Genomic DNA, 20,145 nt, shown 5'->3' with positions numbered 1-20,145 from the left:
ATATGATTGATCCTACATATCATTTTTTTCGTTTTGTAACCTGAGTGTAAAATACCATGCTAATACCGAACGCTTTCAAAAAATGAACTCATTAAATTTAGTTTGTTGGCGGTATAATGAGTGGCTTAAAGCTTGCCTTGGCGTTACTACTTGCGCCGAGGTGGTCGATATATGTTTGGTCTTTCATTAATGTGTAATACACATCAACATAATCATCATCATTGGTAAACCACGCATCAGGAAGCACATCTATTATCTTGTTGGTTATTTGAGCAAGCACTGAATACCCCTGCGCATTTACATCCGGTATGGTTTTCAAGACATCTCCTATGGCTTCGACGAGTAATTTTGCTAAGTCTTTATAATTTGTACCGTCATCTTGCTCCATTAACACCATATCAACAGCCCCCCAGCGATATCTTGGCCACAGAATCATCGTTTGGTTTGGGTAATAATCAGTATTGTCATAATCTAAATAAGGCATTTCAACGATGGTAATGTTCCCTTCGTCAGCGCTTGGGTCTATACCTACCACAATAGCGTAAATTTCTGCTTTGCCAGATATCCAAGGTTCTTTGTCATCATTTAATCGAATTTTTGTAAGCTGCGTAACGTCTAGCGGCTCTGTTGACGCGTTTTGGCTGGCCTTTTCGATCTGAGGCTTTAAGTTTTGATCATCTACCAAATAAGTTTTTACCCCCAACTTTTGAATCTCTTCGCTGAGCGTCGCCAACCCAACTTGAAGCATTTGCTTACGGTCACTATCGACCACAAATACGGGCGATTTTGGCATATTGTATATATCCAAGGTAACCAATTGACCAGTTACGTCATACGCTTCGATATATTGCCAGCTAGATTCGTTACCAGACGGCTCAAAAGCGATCAGTGGCTCTGCGCCCTTTTTCCACTCGTCCAACATTGACTTATTTGCAATTCGTAATTCCATCAAAGACTGAGTGCTATCACTGATTCCTTTTAGACTTTGAAATTGGTGTTCTGCTTTCAATAAATTTTTGTGGAAACTATTAGGCAGGTTATTAGACTGAAGCTGACTGAGTGATATAGCGGGGTTATCTTTATCAATTTTCGATATTAGTAAAGGTTTCAGCGCTTCATAATTCGTACTAATATCTTGGGCTATTGATCTTTTTACATCAGTAATATTTGATGGATCAGGTGTAGAATGTAAACTATCTACCTCCTGTGCATATATATGGACGCTTGTCACTATTGACAAAACTCCAACTAATTTAACCAACTTTGCTAACATGAACCTATCTCCTACTAGTATTTATAATGATTGGAAATTATTTTCTGAAAAAATGTAACATTAAGTAAAACATTTTATAAATAAATAATTTTAACAAATTTTTTACTATATGCTTAAGATCGTATTATTTTGATACTATGATTTGATTGATGCATGAAAAATATGACTTTGCTATAAAACTTACTGTTTTTGGTGCCTAAATAGTGAGTTTTATCATTAAAAATTATGTTTGGAGGTGTGGTTGGAAATATGAAAAGGAAGCTAGTACTGATATCAATGTTAGCTATTATCACCTACGTAATAAATTCATCATCTTATATTAATGATATTGTTACTAGCGCCTGTATCACTGATGGGGAAATAAATACTATTTTTCTGCTCAAGTTAAATTACATAACTATGAAGTATCCAGAGAAGTGGCGTCTTACCGTCCCCAATCACACCTTTTATGAAGGTATTTTTGCTTTTACTTTACTCCTTGCACCACTTTTAATTCTATCTCCAGCGTCCATATTGGGAGCCTCAGGTAACTTCAAGCCAGGATTTCGGGCAGTATTGCTAGTTGAAGCTTCGGCTATGTGCGGAGGAGTAACTAATTTGGCGGTACCATCACTAGTATCGAACTTAGTCATATCGTATTGGAAGGTTGGGCTGTGGCGGTTGAAACTTTCCATCGCTCTTATATTTTCCATATTCTTAGCAGCTAATGCGCCATGTGATACGACTAAAGCTTGAAGTACTGTTGCATTAGAGTGCTGGGTCTCAAGAGCCATCACCATGTTATCTAATTTTTCTCTTACTGCATCTGACACTTTTTCCCTTATGGCATTAATATTATCTATTTGTTGCTGTAAGTTAGCTTTTTGAGCCTCCAAACTTTTCACATCTAAAGGAGGGCGTGAAGCTTTCTGAGTCTCTTGTAATGGTGGTACTTTTTGAGATCCCTGGGATGATGATACTTCTCTAGACTCTTGTGAGTGAGGTACTTTCTGAGCCTCCTGTGATTGCGATGCTTTCTCAGCTTTCTGGTATTCTCTCACTGCCGCATCATATTCTTGTTTGGCTATACTGGCTGCCAGCTCATATTCTTTTATCGCTTTTCTTTGTTGATAGTCGGCTTCATTTCTTGCTTTGTAAGCCTCATCATCAGCTTGACGCCTTGCCGCCGTCATTGCTTGCTGGTTTTGGTAATAAGCCTCACCTTCTTGTCTCGCTTTATCTCTATGATATTGAGAAAGATTTGCCTCTGATGCACTATACAAACTGTTACTCACTGAAGAAACCGCCTCTCGGGCCTCTTTAGCATACGGATAGTGGGGGTTTGCTCTTAGGACATCCTCAACTTTACCTTTTATCTCTGTATCTGCGCCATTATAACCTCCGAGTCGAATCTCTCCTGTTGTTGGGTTTGTGTAGTACTTGACATTTTTTTGTCCCTTAGCAATCGCTTCCTCCAACTTTCTGGAGACACGGTTTATTTCGGCTTCAGGAGGACCATACTTAGCCATCACCTTCTTGAGCTCAGAGTCCATTCTTTTTTTATGAGTGGCTATGTTAGTTTCATATTCCTCTGTATATCTACCATTCCAATTAGACTCTCTAACTTGGGCTTCACGAAGTTCTTTCTTAACTCCTTTCTTTTCTTCGCTATCGTTTTTGCCCTTTGCTGCTTCAATGTTTGCAGTTGCTCGCTTAACGTCTTCCCTTATCTTATCTATGTCAATATTGCTCTTATCTGCTCTTATCGCAGAAGCTCTAGCAGATTGATGCGCTCGTTTTTCGACAACCTCGTTCTCTTCATATAACCGACTAAATAACTCTTGTGCTTCTGGAGGTACAGCTTCTGATGGGGAGTAGGTGCCATAACCAAGGTCTTCTAGTAATGAGTTTGCATTTTGCTTAGCTTTACGCTCTTTCTCAGCAATAGGGGCACCATGTTCATCCATCACTTGCCTGATCGCAGATTCCATTCGTTTTTCATGAGGGGCAATTTCTTCTCGGTATTTCTCGGTATAGGCCCGCTCCCATTTCCCTTGCCTTTGTTGAGCTTCTCTAACCTCTTGCTTCGCTTCTTTCTTAGCTGATCGTTTTTCTAGTATACCTGTAAGCCCTACTTTCGCATCTCGTACATCTTGAAGCTGAGCGTCCGCTTGCTGAGTACCTTTTAGCAAATCAACGATATCTCTTCGGTTTGGATCTCGACTAGTGGCATGTGTTCTTGAAGAGTGCTTGGCTTGTTCTTTAACCACTTCATTAGTTGTATACAGTTCAGTATATTTTACTTGTGCTCCTTGAGGAATAGGTTCTGATGGAGCATATTTCCCAAATCTATACTCTCCAAGTAATGAGTTGGTTATATTTTTGCCTGCTTCTTTCTGAGGTTTCTCCTCAACAGGAGAAGTCGTTCCTGCCATATTAAAACCACTTATTACAGAAGTGGAATGCTGTGTTTCCGATGAGCTGCTCTTTACCTGTGATATAGAAGGATTAGCTGAAGAGCTTTCCGCTGATTTAGAATTTACAGGAATAGTTTCTGACTTAGTGCTTGAATTAGGTTCTGAAATTGATGAAGTTTTAGTTTCCGGAGATAAGCTTTTTGATGGCACATTATTATCGTGACTGGTTTCCGGTATCAATTCAGCTGGTTGGTGGCCGTTTTTGATGGAGGGTTGAAGGAGGGGGAATCGGTTGGGGTAGAAATGTTGTTTGACAGTCGAAGAGCGAGCGTCTTGTTCTTTAGACTTCGGAATGCGGCGATGCTGATGCTCTTGTGACAAGCTAACCCCAGCACCATGGTATCCTGTTACGTCTGGCTGTTCAAAGCCTTCACTTTTCAGCTTGTTACTCAAAGATTGAGCAAAGGGCTCACCTTTCACTTCTTTTGGCCCGAACAACCCTAAGAACCCCGTTCCTTGAGTGGTGGGCAGTGCTGCTCTTTGAAGATCCCTAGGATGAAACGATTCAGGGGACTTGGAATCTGCGCTAAAGCAAGCTGTTACACGAATATCATCGAATGATTTTGGAAGCCCTCCTTCGCGTAATTGATTAGCAAGATCCCCAGCTGTTACCATGCCTTGGGAACATGCTTGGTCAGCAGCAAGTACATTCTTTCCGGCCCCACCATGGCCGACAATGTATAACTTATCTTTACCCGCTTGTAATTTAGACAACTGCTGTTGGCCTTCATTACTTTGTATATCGAGCCGCTTGAGCACATCGACTTGCTGTTTGAGTCGGAGAACGGCGTTTATTCCTTGACCAAATAGCTCTGGTCCTATCAATTGTCTAATTTCATCACGTGTTAGCCCCGTTGTTTGTACGAGCTTATTAATTTTATCATCAGAAGATTGAATGCCTTTTGATAAGTCAAGAATCTGTTCGTGTCTATGTTGTTCAAGCAACGCTTTATCTTGATCACTACGACTGATTAACGGATAGAGTTCTTTACCCTTACTCACTCTCGGCAAATTTCTCCCCAGAGCCTGAGTAATAATATCTTCTGCAGCAAAAGGAGCGTAGATGGCACCTTGCTTAGATCGTGGAGATGAGATACTCAAGTTGCTCGTGGTTACGCCTGTTACTTCACCATATTGTGCTTCTGATGAGCAACTGACAGAAGTACTAGATGAGGTGGCAACCACATGATTAGGTTGAATTTCGGGCATAACTTAGCCTCCCAATTGAAGTTCATGTTGAAGTAAAGCAAGCGTGTTAGCAAATCCTCGGAAAACAGCCTCTAAGCCACTTTCCTCAATTAACATTTGTGAACTGACCAGAGCTTTGAGTTCGTACCCGTTGTCGCCCAAGCCCAAAGTGACTTGGCCACCTTCGACGCCTTCTATCGGGGAGATGATCACAGAAAGTACCGAAGCGGCATAATCCATCAGTCTGGAGTCGGTCAGTTCACGTAATTGGCTCCAAAACCACAGGCCGCTATTCATCCGAGATAGCATGACATCAGGTAATCCCTGAATCTGGATAGCTAATGTATTTTCGGCGTGCAAACCCGACAGTGTTGCCGATGATAATCCGATGCTCTCCAATAAGTGACTGATCAATATATCCAGCTCTTGGTGTTGAATGGGTTGTGAGTTCATAGGATTAATTGGAGTTGGCATAGGGTTATCTCGTGTGTTGAAATGTGACCTATTCCAATTAAAACCTGCTTATATATAGCTTCTGTCGCATTAACGTAAACTTATATATCATTGCTCATAATTGGGAGGTAACGCCAACCTGTTGAACTACATGTAAAACTCTCGTTCAATAGTCGTTGTACGGTGGGGCAAGCACCACCACCTACCTATGCTCGTTCAGCATTGGATTAGCCATTCACTCCTAAGTAAAGCGGAATCCGACGCTATAGATGCGTTAATCGAACAATGGCGAGAAAGGCTGTGTAACCTAAGTTGGTTTATGAAAGAGCTCAACTATGACATCGCCTGCCGAGCCAATAAAGAAGATAACTGCAAAGGGCATTTTTGGGAAAGCCGTTTTAAAAGCCAAGCCTTGCTCGATGAACAAGCATTACTCGCCATGGCTTATGTCGACTTAAACCCGGTGCGAGCGGGAGTGAGCAAAGCACCCGAAACCTCAAGCCATACGTCCATACAAAACCGAATTCGCTCTCTCAAAAACACATCACCAACACTCAGCAAAGTACACCATGGACTGACCGTATTTATCGGCAACCTAACCAATGAACTCAGTAAAGGGCTGCCTTTTCGTTTACTCGATTACCTAGAGCTCGTGGACTGGAGTGCAAGACAATATCGAGAAGGGAAAAACACAAAACCAGTTTTATCGGTTGTAAACCAAACCTAATACATTTTAAACAACAGACCCACCGACAGCGAGTTCATGCTCTGTCTCTAGATAGCTAGTCCAAACGGATACACCTTAAAAGCACCATCGGTTGGCTAGTTTCATGCGCTGCTACGATATTTTTATTCTCTACCCCAATGTTGACGAATAAAAGTAATCCAGAACAACATCATTGTATTAATAAACATTAAAAAAGAGACAAAACATGATTATGATTTGCCTCTTTGTTTGTGGTGTATGTCCTTTTTGTTTTTTGTTTTCCCTTTTTGTTTCTTTTGTTTCTTCGGTTCTAGTAATCCACTGTAACAGTGAGGGTTATAGGCTGATCAGGGCTTACATCTACAGGACTACCGTTACTCTGCGAAGTCGCCAAGGCAGAGCTATAATCGCCAACTGGCATCCAAGCAACGATAGAAACAGGGAGGTACAAAGACTCGCCGTTTTGGTACTGAATACCATTAGCATCAACGTCGTAACTTTGAGTTAAAGGAGCTCCCCTCTCCATCGTCCCACCCCAACTATAAGCTACAGTCGGATCATTAATAGGACCCGGTATGATTCCGTTGGTGCCCGGTAACCACATCCTAGCTGTACTACCAGCAACCTCATCACCTGCTGCGTCTTTAAGCAATTTTTCTGTAGTTTCTAAATGAATTTCTGAAATATGAGCATGATGTGGAGTGACCTCTACTGCATATTGTTTGGCTAAGCTATCAAAACGTGGCGCTGGTGAATAAGTAGCCGATAAATTAAAGCCCCAATGTTCCGAACCGTTACCTGCCACAACATTATCGTCGAAAGTTGCATCCACTGTAGTACCTTGTACTTGACTCCCGGATTGCTTGCTCCATATCGCAAGATCCACTGATGGCTGAACGTCACCCACAGTTGCTTCAACTTTAAAATTTGCCTCAACCGGGCCGGCAGTAGTAGAAGCGTTAGCTGCCCCGCAAGCTCCGATTGTTGCCAATGCAACCAAAGATGTTAAAAGTTTCTTTTTCATAATGTATTTACCTATATTGTAAAGTTTAATTTATCCTTAGCTCTCTCTTACCTTTAACCACAACATATCTTCTGGTATTGAATAAGAGCTCCCTATGTGCCTAGAACGAGACCTTATGGCGCACACTGAATCGTCCCAAGCCAATTACCATTGTTCATTTTCTGTAATTCTTCTTTCTTAGCCCGATAGTGACACGTTGTACCGTCACTGAGCGTAAAGGTGAGTGTGGGCTTATTTTTATCCAAACTGGTCATAAAGAAACCCTGCGCATCGGTGTAGGTGGGCGCTAGATGATTGTCCACCTTGGCTTGAGCCGCAGGCTTTTCACCTTGCATCAGCTGCCCCAGAACATGAACGACTGGCACTGCTTTCCACTGAGCGCTGTAAATATTGCCAGGGAACAACGTGAAATCTTCTTCTTTATTCGTCCAATAAAATGAATCGGATTTAGCCCCAGACAAAAGGTACGCACGGTAGCTCTCATAGTTACTCAGCGGAATATAGTTTTGCCCGGCGTGAACCTGATAGGAGGTGTCATTAATATTCAAGTTCATCTTTTGGTTATCTGGGATGTCCATATTGACCATCAAGCCGCTGTCCCCTTTTTTCCCATTCAGAGCCAACCCAGACGATGTTAATGCCATCGCGCCATGAAGTGACCCTCCTAAAGAGTGACTGATTGCATGAGTAGTCGCATCTTGGGTGGCATTTCCATAGAAAGCGCCCGTGATGGCCGGATGGTTCATCGTTAAAGTGCCATACGTTTGACGAGAATCGTTGTAAGAACTAAATCCAGCCGTTACATCATTAAATGGGCTATCTTTAAAAAAGCTATGGTGATAGTTGCCGTTGTAGCTCATCTGGTTTTCAGCCCCACGAGCAGCACTTAAATTCACAGAATCACTATTGTCAAAGGTGTAATTCAGTGTCACCGAGGCCGTATAATCGATATTTGAGCTCTGTGAGGATGTGTTATCCACCGTTTTATTGGCCATCAGTGCGCCATTGATAGATAACCCATTTTTTTGATACAAGGTGGTGTTGTACCCTGCATTATACGAGGCAGTATGGTTAGATAAACTGAAATCAGCCCCAGCATTGAGTGACCCAAACACACCTAAAGACACTGAGCCACTGACATTAAGACTACTGGACGAAGATTGAAAGGGAGAGAACTCACTGTCTTGACTTCGATTGGTCCGGTTATAACTGAGTGCCACACTGCCATAGCCAGGGAAACTTTTATTTAATGCCATGCTAAGCGCTGAGCCGTGACGAGTATCACTCGCCATATTCACGTTGCCAGTCACACCCTTTGGAAGTATCAACTGGTTGTCGAGCTCGACAACCCCAAGAGAACCAATCGAATATGCGCTTAGGCCCGAAAACACGTGCGGATTGATGACCTTACGCAGTGCAAATCCTAAGTACGGTTGATTGAAAGAAGCACTTTCCTCGGTGTTCGCTGAACCTGCCCAAAAGGAATACGCCCAACCACTGTCTGGATCTAACGCTGAGATATCAAACGGCTTATTGACCATTCTGGTGAGACTTTTCACCAACTGATTGCCTTGGTAAATATCAATTTTTACCGGATAATTTCCGCCAGGAAAACGACGAGTATCGACTTGGTTCATCCCCATCGCAAATTGTTGCACGCTGAGTAAACGATTATTCCGATAAACCCGCACTTGAGAGCGTTGCGAAACAAACAAAGTAATCGGGGTCAGCGCACTTTGAGGCTTATCAATCAGCAAGTTATTGCTTGAATACCAAGAGGCCACCACCGCTGAACCAGAATAGCCGTAGGCGGATCCAGTGTTAGCATTACCAAATCCATGTGAGCTGTTTTGATAGCCAACACTGGCAGCGTGCTTTTTAAAATCATGCGCAAGCGTTAAGTTATCGAACGATGATACGTTCCCAAGGTAAGCATCCGTGGTGAGGTGTGTCTGACCAAACCCAGTCACATTATGCAGGTTAAGCGACGCTGCCTGGCTCTGATTGACATTATAATTTTTGGAAAAGTTTAAATCATAATCCAGTACAGAGGATACGTATCGTTGTGTTGTATTGGGTAGGTACGCACGGCCTTCTTTTGACTGCGTTCTAAACAAGGCATGACCCAACTCCAATTTTAGAGTGAGTGACGTTAAATCGAGATTCGCTAAAAAAATCTGTGATTTGTTTTCACATAGCTTACTTTTTCTCAGTGATGGCGAGCAATCAATCGCTTGATTCACTGGAAAACCATGAGTCAACAAGCTTTGTAAATAGTGATGTGCGGCCGAGGTTAACGGCAATTTTTTGAGTAGCCGTTCGGGCTTGGCGATCACCATCTTGCCTGAGTCGCTAATGAGCAACTTATAATGCCCCAACGCATTTTTTTTATAGTAAGCATCAACGGGGATCCCTTGCTCTTTAAACTGTTGGACAAACGGACCCGGAATGGACGACCAATCCAGGCCAGTAGATTGCTTGAAAGAGGCGTTGTTTGTCTGAGCGTGAGGTGATGTTTGTTCTAAATTGGGCATCACAGGTTGAGATTTGGGGAGCGGCTCAGCTTTTGCAACGGAGTCGCTGTGCAATGTCGTTACACGAGAGTCGTTATGCGGTGACCTAGTCAACTTCTGCGAGCGTACTTGGCGTTCAATGACCGGCACACTGGCTAGGTGTTGATGAGACGTGGTGAGATGTTGTATAGACTTCGAGTTCGCCGCAGGTGACGTTGAGTCAGGCTGCTGACTCAGTATCGCTTTAGACGTCATTACATCGAGAGACCTCGTCTCTTTATTCGAGACGTAGTCGTTCGCCACATTGAGAAAAACCAATGCAAACAAAAGAATCAATATGCCAACAACAACCCGTTTCATCTCATCACCCTGTTTAATAAGTCGTTGTTGCTGTTATCGTGATAATGCCGGTATACGTCCCTGGTACTTGTCGGCCTAGCCCTGGGGCTATCACATGAAGCTTGCTATATTGTGTCCCTTCAGTGTTCTGAATATGAAGAGGCGCGCTCCTTGTCAGAGTTTTTGGTGTCTGTATACAGCGGTACTCGCTTTCACATGGTGTAAAAAGAATATGAAGAGCGTTTTTTGTCCCAGATTCTGTATTTTTAATCGCGCAAGTCGACAGATCTTTATCATTGATTGTCGAACCACACGACAACTGGTAGTTCACACCCGTAATGGACTGATTGGTCGAAAACTTTAACGACACATCATTATTGGGTGAGCTGACATAATCCTTAGACGCACTACGACTGTCTGTTACGGCTGCTAGAATCACCTCTGAATGATTAAGAATTTCAAGCGTGCTGGAAACGGGGATATCAATAGATAAGTTGCCCGGACTTAACGCAATACTTATTTGTTTTGACGGGGTTTTAAAAGCGAAAGATACAGGTTGAGAGACACGCCATACCCCACCTTTAAGTTTTTTAAGCTCACTAACATTCATGCCGTAATAAAGTGTTTTGATGGTGGCTTTCCAATCCCCAGTACCTCCCACTAAGGTATTTTGTGCAGAGCACGCACTTTTTATTAGCAGTTGTTTGTGGTTACCCGACGTCCCTTGCCATACTATGCAGTTCGAGCTTGCTTGAAGGCGAGCGAGTTTATTTGAAGCATTAGATGTCACTTCAACCAAGTACCCTAGTAACGCAATGTTGGCTTGTTTTTGCTGAGCTCCATAACGGAAATTCACTCGCGCAGAAGATGATGTAACCGACATCATTGAGTGGGTGATCGATGAACGGTTTGAATGGTCAACGACAACGTTTTGCGTAGGACTCTCTGCCCAAGCAATAAAATGACTTGGGACCAAAGCTTGTTCATTCTTATTCAGCATTCTGGCGTTGCCACCTGAGACTCGATTCAGCTTTTCAGCCTGTGCATTCAGTGTCAACGTCGTTGGGCTTTGCAGACTCACCATCGGGAAAGACTTCGCCTGAACTGGGAATGACAGACTCCCTAAGAAAGAGAGTCCCATGACAATAAGATACGTTGCTCGGCTCATGTTTACTTCTGCTCCGAAATGTTGAAGGTATGGTTATCTGACTTGGCGCCTTTTTTGATATGAACGTTGACTTTTCCTTTAAACTGGCTCAAGTCAAAGACTTTTACTCCTTTGTTTTTCTTATCAACATCAGCGGTATAAATTCTGGATGAGAAAGAACTGGATTTACCACTGCAAGGGATCACGGTGATGTTTTTGTTAGATTTAGACGATGATTTTTCTGCCTGACATTGACCATAGACACTCACTTGTAGGAGGGCATTGCCGCGATAGTCGATTTGGATTTGATTCGTGTTCTTTTTTCGCTCGATACTATACGTGTAATCTGGATGACGTGGTTCAACGACGACATTGGTTGAAATGGCGAGTGCCATACGTGTTTCACTCTTGATTTTGTTCAACTCTTTTTTGTCTACGTTAAAGCCGTATTTCTTTTCAGGTAGCACAGGGTTAAATATGAGCCGATAGAACTGTAATGTCTCCGACTGACCTTTCGGCAGGACTAATTTCGTCTCACCCGTTCGCTGCGGTCCAATGGCCAGCGTTGCTGGGTAAGCCAGAACCGATTGGGACATTTCTTTAGGATTCAGTATGTGCTCTTTTGGCTGAGTGAGTGGATCAGTGACTCGAGCCACCTTAACAAGATAATACGAGCTTGCTTTGCAAGAGTTGTTAGTCACCTTTTTACTTAGGGGGGCCATCGTATCTGCCCCTTTTTCAACGTGCCAGTAATCAAGCATACCGTTCACTGATACACTAGGTTCACAATGAGAAAATGGAACTGCGAATACTGATATTGGAAACAGTACAGAAAAAAGAGAGCAAAACCTAAGAAGGGTTTTCAATATATTGGTCATTTAACTTTACACCTAAGAACCCCTAAACTAAACAATATTCCAAATTGCGTTAGGGTCGTTTATTGCCAATTCCTTTTAGTTGCATTTAATCGCTGACGTATAACTAACTATTTATTGAGCATGTTCTTTTCGTTAGTGATATTATTGTTAATTCTTATTCGAAAATGTCTCTTGAATGTAAACAAAAAATTACGGTAAAATATCCCTCTTTCATAAACTCGAAACGATAGTGACAATTAATTATAAAATACAATCACATAGTCGATTACACTTCGTTATCATTTGTTGGTTTTTAAATTCATTGAATTTAATATTTAAGTTGTTAGCACAAGGATAAATTGGCTCCATTAAAAAGCATGGATCTTGGTGTATCTATGAAATTTCCACGCCTCCACCTATTGAATTAACTTCGACTGAATAATCAATAAAAAAATTAGACATTCATATGACAATTTAAATTTTTCTTTATCGATATATTAATCTAGAACGAAATTAGGAAACCAATATGCCCTACCCACTCACTAGGACAAAGCGATTCGCTGTGAATCCCAGCGGCAAAGCAAAACCTATCAAGCGCGTCAAAATACAACATAAATTTATGGAAATAAGGAGGCGCATTGAGATGTTAGAAGAGCAACGAGAATTTGATAAGAAATGGACGCCATAAAAATATGAAGAGGAAGATAATGACAAAGTACATACGATTTGCTGCTGGCCTAATATCATCAGCGTGTTTATCATTTACAATTCCCTCTTATGCCCAAGAGGATTCTACATGTGAATATCAACTTGCTAGACTTATTGAAAGTTCAAACTGGCCACCTAAGTCAGCCTCTCACTTTCATTTAGATCAATACCCGGTCAGTCAAGACAAAAGATTTAAGAGTATGATACTCCCTTATTTTAAATCCAGAGGCGTCATGGATAAAGATCTAGTAAAGCGACTGATTACTCTTGATCTCAAAAACATTGATCAGGCTTTGGACGCCATTTTTTACCCAACACATCCATCTATAGCCTCAGCTTTCATCAAAAACCTTCCTTTTAACATTAAGTTATCGTCTACAAACATTGAACACGTAGGTAGAGAGTTATTTGGACCACTAAACTTTTATCTTCAATTACTAAGCGAGCAATCTGAATCTATGGGATTGACTCATGATCTTTACCCACAAGGCAAAGGGGTGACAAAAGACGGTAATTTCGTGTTCCCATCAGTACAAGTCGTCAAGTCACTTCGGTATCACGATCCAAATGTGAAAGGAGTGACAATTGGTCGTATTTATTTCACAAAGAACAAATACAGGGCGGGTCTTGAGCTATTTCAGGCATCGTCATTAAATAATCAGCAACCTCAAGATATTAGTTTTACACTACAGAGAATGATTAGCTTGATAATATCGCCAGAAAAGCTAAAAACTTGGCGAAGTTTACCTGGAAGTAATCACTGCAAACTTACTCTTCCTGAACCGGTAGACCATATTGCAGTAATGCTTCCGTCTAAGAGATCAATCTATACTATCCATCAGGCTGCCAAACATATTGATTCACCAAACTTAAAGTTATACTTGGACAAAGTAGCCTTTAACCCAAATGACAAAAGCACTAACACTAAAATAGCCGTAAGGGCGAGCTACAGTGGCGCGCCGTTTAACAAAATTATCGAGTTCGTACATTATGGGAATTGAAGATTTATATAGGGCTATTAATGTGGGTATTCATTGGTCCCTAACCTATTTATAATCTAATGGTGGACCAGTAGCAGTTCATATATCTTGATAGATGAATATAGTTGCTAACTTCGTTATACATAGACTCCAGCTTCACCGGCTTATATGAAGACATTAGATATTTTTTCAATTCGAGTTTAGCCCTTTCTAATGCTTCTGTGTAACTGTTTGAACGGTGGTCTGTGTATATAAGTCCCGCAGTTGGCGCCTCTACTATGTAGTTACCACTAGATGATTCTTTTTTTATTGCAATAGGGTAGGACATAAACATATACCTTTATCTGAAAATTTATTTAAAAAATTATAAACTTCATTCGATACTGAGAATGTCACACAAAGGTAAAGGGTTTATTTACTCAATATATATTCCAAAAAATTCAACTGGTAGTAGGAAGTCTTACAGGTCATATTAACTTTATCACTTATATCTACGCCATTGAAATAACTATGATTAAGGGGTTACTTCAATTTAGGGTCATGACTCCAACTCGTTGATATATGATACAACTCAATATTAGAGAAGTAGCCATGGCCATCATCGAAGTACCTTGCCGTTTTTATGGGGAAACTCAACCTGTAAGAAAGCATGGAACGGGTTCTACCGGATACCAACGTTTTCGTTGTCTCGATTGCAAACGCACGTTTCAACTCGATTATGCTTATGAAGCTTGGAAACCTAGTGTAAGAGAAAAAATCGTTGATATGGCCATGAATAGTGCAGGGTTACGCGTTACTGACCGTGTTCTGAAAGTGGAGAATAATACCGTATTTCGCACTCTAAGAAACTACAGCTGAGACAAATAACCTTCTATCTATCAGCAATCAATGATCGTCTTTGTGTTGGAGCCTACCGGTGTCTACTACAAAGGGCTGGTTTATATACTAAACGCAATGGGTTTCGTATTGATAAAGTCGGTAGATACTATCAAAACAGATCAATCACTTAAAGTCATGTGCGAAAATTGGGCTCCACCTCTTTGTGACTTTATCAAGTAATTTAGTTGTTATCACAACTCCATATGTAACACCATCTACAAAAACAAGATTTGAAGTTTCGCCAACAATATTGTATTTCATTTTTTTAGTTTTTAAAAACCGAATTAATTCTATAACTTGCTCTTGACTGTTTGGCATAATATACAGAGAGCAGTCAACTCCAACCTTACAGCTAGAATAACATCTAAAGCTATAATTCTCTTTATATTTTACTTTTTCTTTCTTTAGGAATATTTTTAATAAAATAATACTCATGATAGCTTCACCTTAAATAATATTATTAAAACTATTATTAATATATTTGGTATAGTCATTTTATTAATAAAAAAGATAGGAACACTCCAAAACTTACATTTAAGAAAATTTCAATTAGTTTTTTGTTTAATAATTATTATAGACGATTATGTGTTGGTATATATACTGAAACTAATTTATTCATAACGTTCACCAGTAACAATTCTCATATAAATGTTTATGTTTTACTCAAAGAGTAAATGAATCAATAAGCACCATCACTTCTCAATACAACACCAACCGTTTTAAACAGCATTGCTATGTCATACCACATAGACCAGTTTTTTACATACCATCCATCCAAGTAAATTCTGGTATCATAATCAACATCATTTCTGCCACTAACCTGCCATAGCCCTGTCATTCCTGGTTTTGCCATTAGGTAATAGTCAGAATTTTCACCGTAGTATTGCTCTAGTTCTTTCTGAACAATTGGGCGAGGTCCGACTAAACTCATTTCGCCTTTTAAAACACACCACAACTGAGGAAGTTCGTCTAAACTGGTTTTACGGATGAAATGCCCAATCGGGGTAATCCGCGGATCATTTTTAAGTTTGAAATCCTTCTCCCATTCGGCTCTAGCTTCTGGATCTCTATCCAATAGCTCTTGTAACACTTCCTCAGAATTACTAATCATTGAACGAAACTTCAAACATTTGAACTTTTCTCCATGCTGTCCAATACGCTCATGACCATAAGTGGGTGCCCCACCATCACGTGACACTTTCCAGCCAATAAATAGCATTATTGGAGACAGAATAATTAATAATAAGAATGATACAACTACGTCAAAGCCTCGCTTCATCACTTGTGCAGAGCTGCGAGTTAAGTTATTTCGAACTTGCAAGATTAATGCTTCATGTCTGAAGAAATGAGAAATATCCGTGCCATGTAGAGGAATACCACGTAAAGAAGGTATGAGAGAAATATTTCGCAATTGGTTGCTAGCTAGTTTACGAAGCCAAAAATCACATAGTTGATATTGAGTGTGCTCCAACGCAATAAATAACTGGGCGTTCTTCATATTCGTTAAGGTTTCCGCCTCTATTCGCAAGAGCGGTACACCTTTTATCGGGCTTTCATAGTGACCTTCATCAGGGGCAATAAATGCTATGACATCAAACCCCATCCTCTTTTCACTTTCAATAGCTAGATAGGCTTCACGTGCATTTTGACCACACCCAATGATGAAAGTTGGCCATTGCCAAAGTCCAAAAAACCTTAATATACGCTTCATTAAAGAACGAGATAAAGGTATAGAAACTATCGCCAATCCCCAAAATATAGTCCATCGATCATGGCTGATATTCTTATCTATCAATGAAACCAACACTAAATTTAATACAGCGATAGAGAGCATAGTAATTATTACTTGTTTCAATTCACTCCAGAAAGGTTTCCGGTAGCGATAATGGCGAAAATACAGACTAAAGACTACCATACCAAGGAGCATTAGCCCAAAAGAGCTTACAAACCATTGATAGCCATGAAACATATTTTGCCATCGATTATATGTCATCGCATGCTCAGCATCAGTAACGAGCATGATTCCATGAGTCACGGAAAATGCAAGAACAAAACCAATAATATCAGCCAACATTAAACCGAATTGGTTAATAAATCTTGAATGCTCTACTCTATCAGTCAGCATTATTATCCTCTCTTTGTTAGATACTTAATTTTAGCCAACCGAAAACCTTTAAAAATAATGTTACTCCGTACATTAAAGATTAACAAAAATTAAATAATCGACAGTGTGACTTGATATAAGCCACTAACATTAATTAAGAACTTCATTCACGAAAAAGACGAAATATCTTTTTTGGTTTCACCAATACGTTATCAGCACGAGACTTAACTTTCGGCCACTAATAGCCTCGGAGTCATAACGGAGCCGAAAAAGCTGGCATTGGAGCAGATAAATAAGAAGAGGGTAATACCTAAAACGGAGATTCAATGCATTGGACATACTTTCTTTACTCATATTTTTATCCCTTTAATACATCAACGTCCAATGATGTATTAAAGGAGGTTTATTTCTAAGTCCTTTTTTCGATATTTAGCTAATGAAGTTTTGTAAATACTTCACTAAGGATGAATAAGTAAAAGATATACTATTTTAATGAAATATATGTCTCTAGAATGTAAACAAAGAAAACACTATAAAATCAGTCTTAATAATTTTTTGATTTTAAATAACTGTTACTTGTAAGGGCGTGACAACATAACCACACCGACTTGATTACATCGAGAATTTCTGGCTCAAATTAAGTGATAATGAGTCTATTGTTCGGCTCACATTAGCTGCAAATGGACTCACTTTAAGTGACAATGGGCTCGCAAACATAAATCTCTGGCTCACTTTATGTGACAATGAGATTTTGCATAAAATTAATGCCAGCTTCCCTTGGTAGTTATTGTAATGACAAAGTCGCTTGGTAATTAAGGTACGACAGAATTGCTTGGTGATCACAATGTCATTACCGCGTTTTCTAAGAAGGTTATGGACAAAAAATCACTTAGGAGGGTTACTCTAAATGACTTCTACAAGATTAGAAAAAGTATTTTGGAACCTTAAATGCTTGTTATATGGATTTTTCTATCGAATATGTTTCAAGACTATCAACATCACCATAAGGCTTAATTTCAGACTCAGAAATCATACCTAGTTTTCTAATTATCGCTAACGAAGGTAAATTTCCTTTAAAAGCAACACCATAAATTTTTAAGTGCTTACCTACACGAAACGTTTGCTCTAAGGCTGCTTTTGCAGCCTCAAATACATATCCCTGTCCCTGATAACCTTGCACTAACGCATATCGGACGTCACTAAACTCTGGGTTTTCGCAATACTCGACTCCGACATAACCTATTTTAGTTTGTGGCTCACTTTTGAGGGTTATGACGTAAGAACCAAATCCATGATTCCAATGATCAATTCTATTTTTCAAATGCAATTGAATCTCAACATCAGTATATGCTCGGCCTTTAGGCAAGAATTTTGTTAATTCATCAGAGCTTAATATTTGAGAATAAATATCTAAATCTTCATCACTTACAGGGCTAAGTATTAAATTTTTGGTTTTTATCATAAACATCCTTATTCATATGACGCTAATTAGGCGGCTAATAGCCGCCTTTAACTCTCACACAGCTAAAGCTTCAGGTATTTCAAGAAATACCGTCCGCACATACGTTCAAGATAAAGTAAAGCTCTTCTGTTGAACGGCTACCACTTTTTACGTTATCCATTTATCCGATCTCTGGACTGCTCAAGCTTCAGTACGACGATCGCCGATCACTTTAGCTGGAACGCCTCCCACGATTGAGTATTCTGGGACATCTTTTGTAACGACGGCCCCTGCACCTACTATCGAACCACGCCCAATAGTAACTCCGGGCATAATAATAGCTCGTGTACCAATCCAAACGTCATCTTTGATAACAACTGGTCGTTCTTCCTTGAAGCCCTGAAACATCATGGACCTTGTCACATCTTTAGTTTCGTAATGCTTTGTCAAGATAACCACATCAGGCCCCATCATCACATCTTCTCCAATAGAAATATCACCATACACTCGACTATTAGGACCTATTCCGGAATTTCGCCCTATTGATAAGTTACGACTGAAGATAGCATTAGGTTCCGGGTTAACATTTTCTCCGCAAAAAGTAACAAAACGTTTAATTAAAAACTGCCTCATTCTTTTTGAAACACCACCTCCAAAAGAACCTGAATGGGGCAACCTATTAGCAACTAAAAAATATAAAACCTTACATACTTTTCTATACATTTCACTCATCTTATCTACCATGATAGCAGCTTATAACTATATAAAAAGAACTATGGACATACATACGAAAAATTAGAGACAACTCATATACATCCATATTTAATTATCTCACAGACCGGGAGCGCCATCACAATGAATTAACAATATGGACTATGAGTTATAACATAAAACTAAAGCACACTGTCATAAATACTTTTTGTTTGGCGTGCTACTTGGTCCCAAGTATATTTATTACAAACCTCTTCAAATGCATGTTTCCTTATCGCATCAATTTGATCACAGCTTTCTATGTTCAGTAACTTTTCCACAAGATCAACTGCATTAGCGCGCTCAAAGAAAAAGCCAGTAACACCATCTTTTAGATTATACTGTAGTCCACCTACTTTAGCCGCTAATACTATTCTTTTGCTTCCCATAGCTTCTAAAAGCGCTACCGGTGCAGACTCGTATAATGAGGGAATTAATACAATGTCACCACAGTTATATAAAAAAGGCATATCCTCCTTCGTCACCAAGTCCAACATCGTATAGTTTCGAAACTCTGAAATTCTTTTTTCTTGCGCCTTTCTATAGTCAACATCGGAATCCCCTGCTCCAGCAAATACAAAATGTAACCTTTCGAATTTAGACGGATACCTTTCCTTCAAGATGTTCATAGCATCGATTGCTATATGGATTCCTTTCACTGGAAACCAACGGGCAACGATTAAAACCACTGTTTTATTCTTTGGCAAGTTTAGTTTCCGGGAGTATTCATTCAAATACTTACGGTCAATGCTATCAAATCGTTCTAGCTCTATTCCGTTAGGAATTACGGCTACTTCTTTCTTTCTTGAGAAAAAGCTAACAGTATTATTCTCAACAAATTTACTGACACAAACAACCCTATCCGCATGCTTTAACTGATTTCGTTCGATTATTTGTTTTACTCGACTTTTAAATCCAGTTTCATTAACAAATTCATTAAATCGACTAGTGTGGTTCGTCCAGACCCACTTGTAGTTAGAATAATCTACCAAATACTCCGTATTGAACAACTCATGAGTATGTATAATATCCACATCACTAAAGTGCTCAATCAATATTTTTTTAATGACATTACGGTACTTCAGTTTTTTCATTCCAATCAAATTGTCTGAGATGTATAACTTATGAACGTGAAATTCGTCAAAGGAGATCTCATACTTGTCCTCTGTAGAGTTCTCTACAATATGGAGAACATGAGGTTCAACCCCTATCCGTGCTAGATTTCTGTTCAAATAATAAATGTGGCTGGATATCCCTCCGATTTTCGGTAGGTAATCAGTTGTAATAGTAAGCACTTTCATAAATCATGTTTCCATTCAGTTATAAC

At 40.0% G+C, this 20,145-nt stretch carries 14 protein-coding genes and 1 pseudogene; 3 read left to right on the top strand and 12 right to left on the bottom strand.

The window, feature by feature from the left end:
• Positions 1–97: 97 nt before the first annotated feature.
• From M9194_RS07780 to M9194_RS07770, 3 genes are all read right to left on the bottom strand, one after another.
• Positions 98–1,273 (bottom strand): DUF3103 family protein, encoded by a 1,176-nt coding sequence (locus M9194_RS07780; protein ID WP_250612058.1) that lies wholly within the window; start codon positions 1,271–1,273, stop codon positions 98–100.
• A 446-nt stretch (positions 1,274–1,719) separates the two neighbouring features.
• Positions 1,720–4,938 (bottom strand): hypothetical protein, encoded by a 3,219-nt coding sequence (locus M9194_RS07775; protein WP_250612057.1) that lies wholly within the window; start codon positions 4,936–4,938, stop codon positions 1,720–1,722.
• Positions 4,939–4,941: 3 nt separating this feature from the next.
• Complete coding sequence (locus M9194_RS07770) at positions 4,942–5,391, bottom strand: InvB/SpaK family type III secretion system chaperone (RefSeq protein ID WP_250612056.1); 450 nt, start codon at positions 5,389–5,391, stop codon at positions 4,942–4,944.
• Positions 5,392–5,578: 187 nt separating this feature from the next.
• Here M9194_RS07770 and M9194_RS07765 point away from each other — a divergent pair, with 187 nt between their 5' ends.
• Positions 5,579–6,097, top strand: coding sequence for a hypothetical protein (locus tag M9194_RS07765; protein ID WP_348772035.1), 519 nt, complete (start codon positions 5,579–5,581; stop codon positions 6,095–6,097).
• 289 nt (positions 6,098–6,386) lie between these two features.
• Here M9194_RS07765 and M9194_RS07760 read toward each other — a convergent pair whose 3' ends face one another.
• The 4 genes from M9194_RS07760 to M9194_RS07745 all read right to left on the bottom strand — a co-directional run bounded on the left by M9194_RS07760 (position 6,387) and on the right by M9194_RS07745 (position 11,977).
• Positions 6,387–7,100, bottom strand: a complete 714-nt coding sequence (locus M9194_RS07760; RefSeq protein WP_250612055.1) for a hypothetical protein — start codon at positions 7,098–7,100, stop codon at positions 6,387–6,389.
• Positions 7,101–7,213: 113 nt separating this feature from the next.
• Positions 7,214–9,973 carry a TcfC E-set like domain-containing protein gene (locus M9194_RS07755; RefSeq protein ID WP_250612054.1) on the bottom strand — a complete coding sequence of 920 codons (2,760 nt, stop codon included), beginning with the start codon at positions 9,971–9,973 and terminating at the stop codon, positions 7,214–7,216.
• A gap of 13 nt (positions 9,974–9,986) precedes the next feature.
• Positions 9,987–11,120, bottom strand: coding sequence for a hypothetical protein (locus M9194_RS07750; RefSeq protein ID WP_250612053.1), 1,134 nt, complete (start codon positions 11,118–11,120; stop codon positions 9,987–9,989).
• 2 nt (positions 11,121–11,122) lie between these two features.
• Positions 11,123–11,977 carry a hypothetical protein gene (locus tag M9194_RS07745; RefSeq protein WP_250612052.1) on the bottom strand — a complete coding sequence of 285 codons (855 nt, stop codon included), beginning with the start codon at positions 11,975–11,977 and terminating at the stop codon, positions 11,123–11,125.
• Positions 11,978–12,897: 920 nt separating this feature from the next.
• Here M9194_RS07745 and M9194_RS07740 point away from each other — a divergent pair.
• Positions 12,898–13,665, top strand: a complete 768-nt coding sequence (locus tag M9194_RS07740; RefSeq protein ID WP_250612051.1) for a hypothetical protein — start codon at positions 12,898–12,900, stop codon at positions 13,663–13,665.
• A 570-nt stretch (positions 13,666–14,235) separates the two neighbouring features.
• A pseudogene (locus M9194_RS07735) lies at positions 14,236–14,490 on the top strand (IS1-like element transposase); the annotation flags it as partial.
• Between the two features lie 156 nt (positions 14,491–14,646).
• On the opposite strand, the gene M9194_RS07730 reads toward M9194_RS07735, so the two are convergent.
• The 5 genes from M9194_RS07730 to M9194_RS07705 all read right to left on the bottom strand — a co-directional run bounded on the left by M9194_RS07730 (position 14,647) and on the right by M9194_RS07705 (position 20,119).
• Positions 14,647–14,958 (bottom strand): hypothetical protein, encoded by a 312-nt coding sequence (locus tag M9194_RS07730; protein WP_250612050.1) that lies wholly within the window; start codon positions 14,956–14,958, stop codon positions 14,647–14,649.
• A 244-nt stretch (positions 14,959–15,202) separates the two neighbouring features.
• The gene (gene wbaP / locus M9194_RS07725) at positions 15,203–16,648 is read right to left on the bottom strand and encodes an undecaprenyl-phosphate galactose phosphotransferase WbaP (RefSeq protein ID WP_250612049.1); all 1,446 of its coding nucleotides are present in this window, start codon (positions 16,646–16,648) and stop codon (positions 15,203–15,205) included.
• Positions 16,649–17,582: 934 nt separating this feature from the next.
• The gene (locus tag M9194_RS07720) at positions 17,583–18,089 is read right to left on the bottom strand and encodes a GNAT family N-acetyltransferase (RefSeq protein ID WP_250612048.1); all 507 of its coding nucleotides are present in this window, start codon (positions 18,087–18,089) and stop codon (positions 17,583–17,585) included.
• 180 nt (positions 18,090–18,269) lie between these two features.
• Entirely contained in the window at positions 18,270–18,812 is a 543-nt protein-coding gene (locus M9194_RS21670; RefSeq protein WP_284676535.1) for an acyltransferase, read from the bottom strand.
• A 149-nt stretch (positions 18,813–18,961) separates the two neighbouring features.
• The gene (locus M9194_RS07705; protein ID WP_250612047.1) at positions 18,962–20,119 is read right to left on the bottom strand and encodes a glycosyltransferase family 4 protein; all 1,158 of its coding nucleotides are present in this window, start codon (positions 20,117–20,119) and stop codon (positions 18,962–18,964) included.
• Positions 20,120–20,145: the final 26 nt, after the last annotated feature.

This window comes from Vibrio sinus (assembly GCF_023634645.1).
Lineage (GTDB): Bacteria > Pseudomonadota > Gammaproteobacteria > Enterobacterales > Vibrionaceae > Vibrio > Vibrio sinus.
The sequence above is the reverse complement of the archived record's forward strand: the minus strand, read 5'-3'. Positions and strand labels throughout refer to the sequence as shown.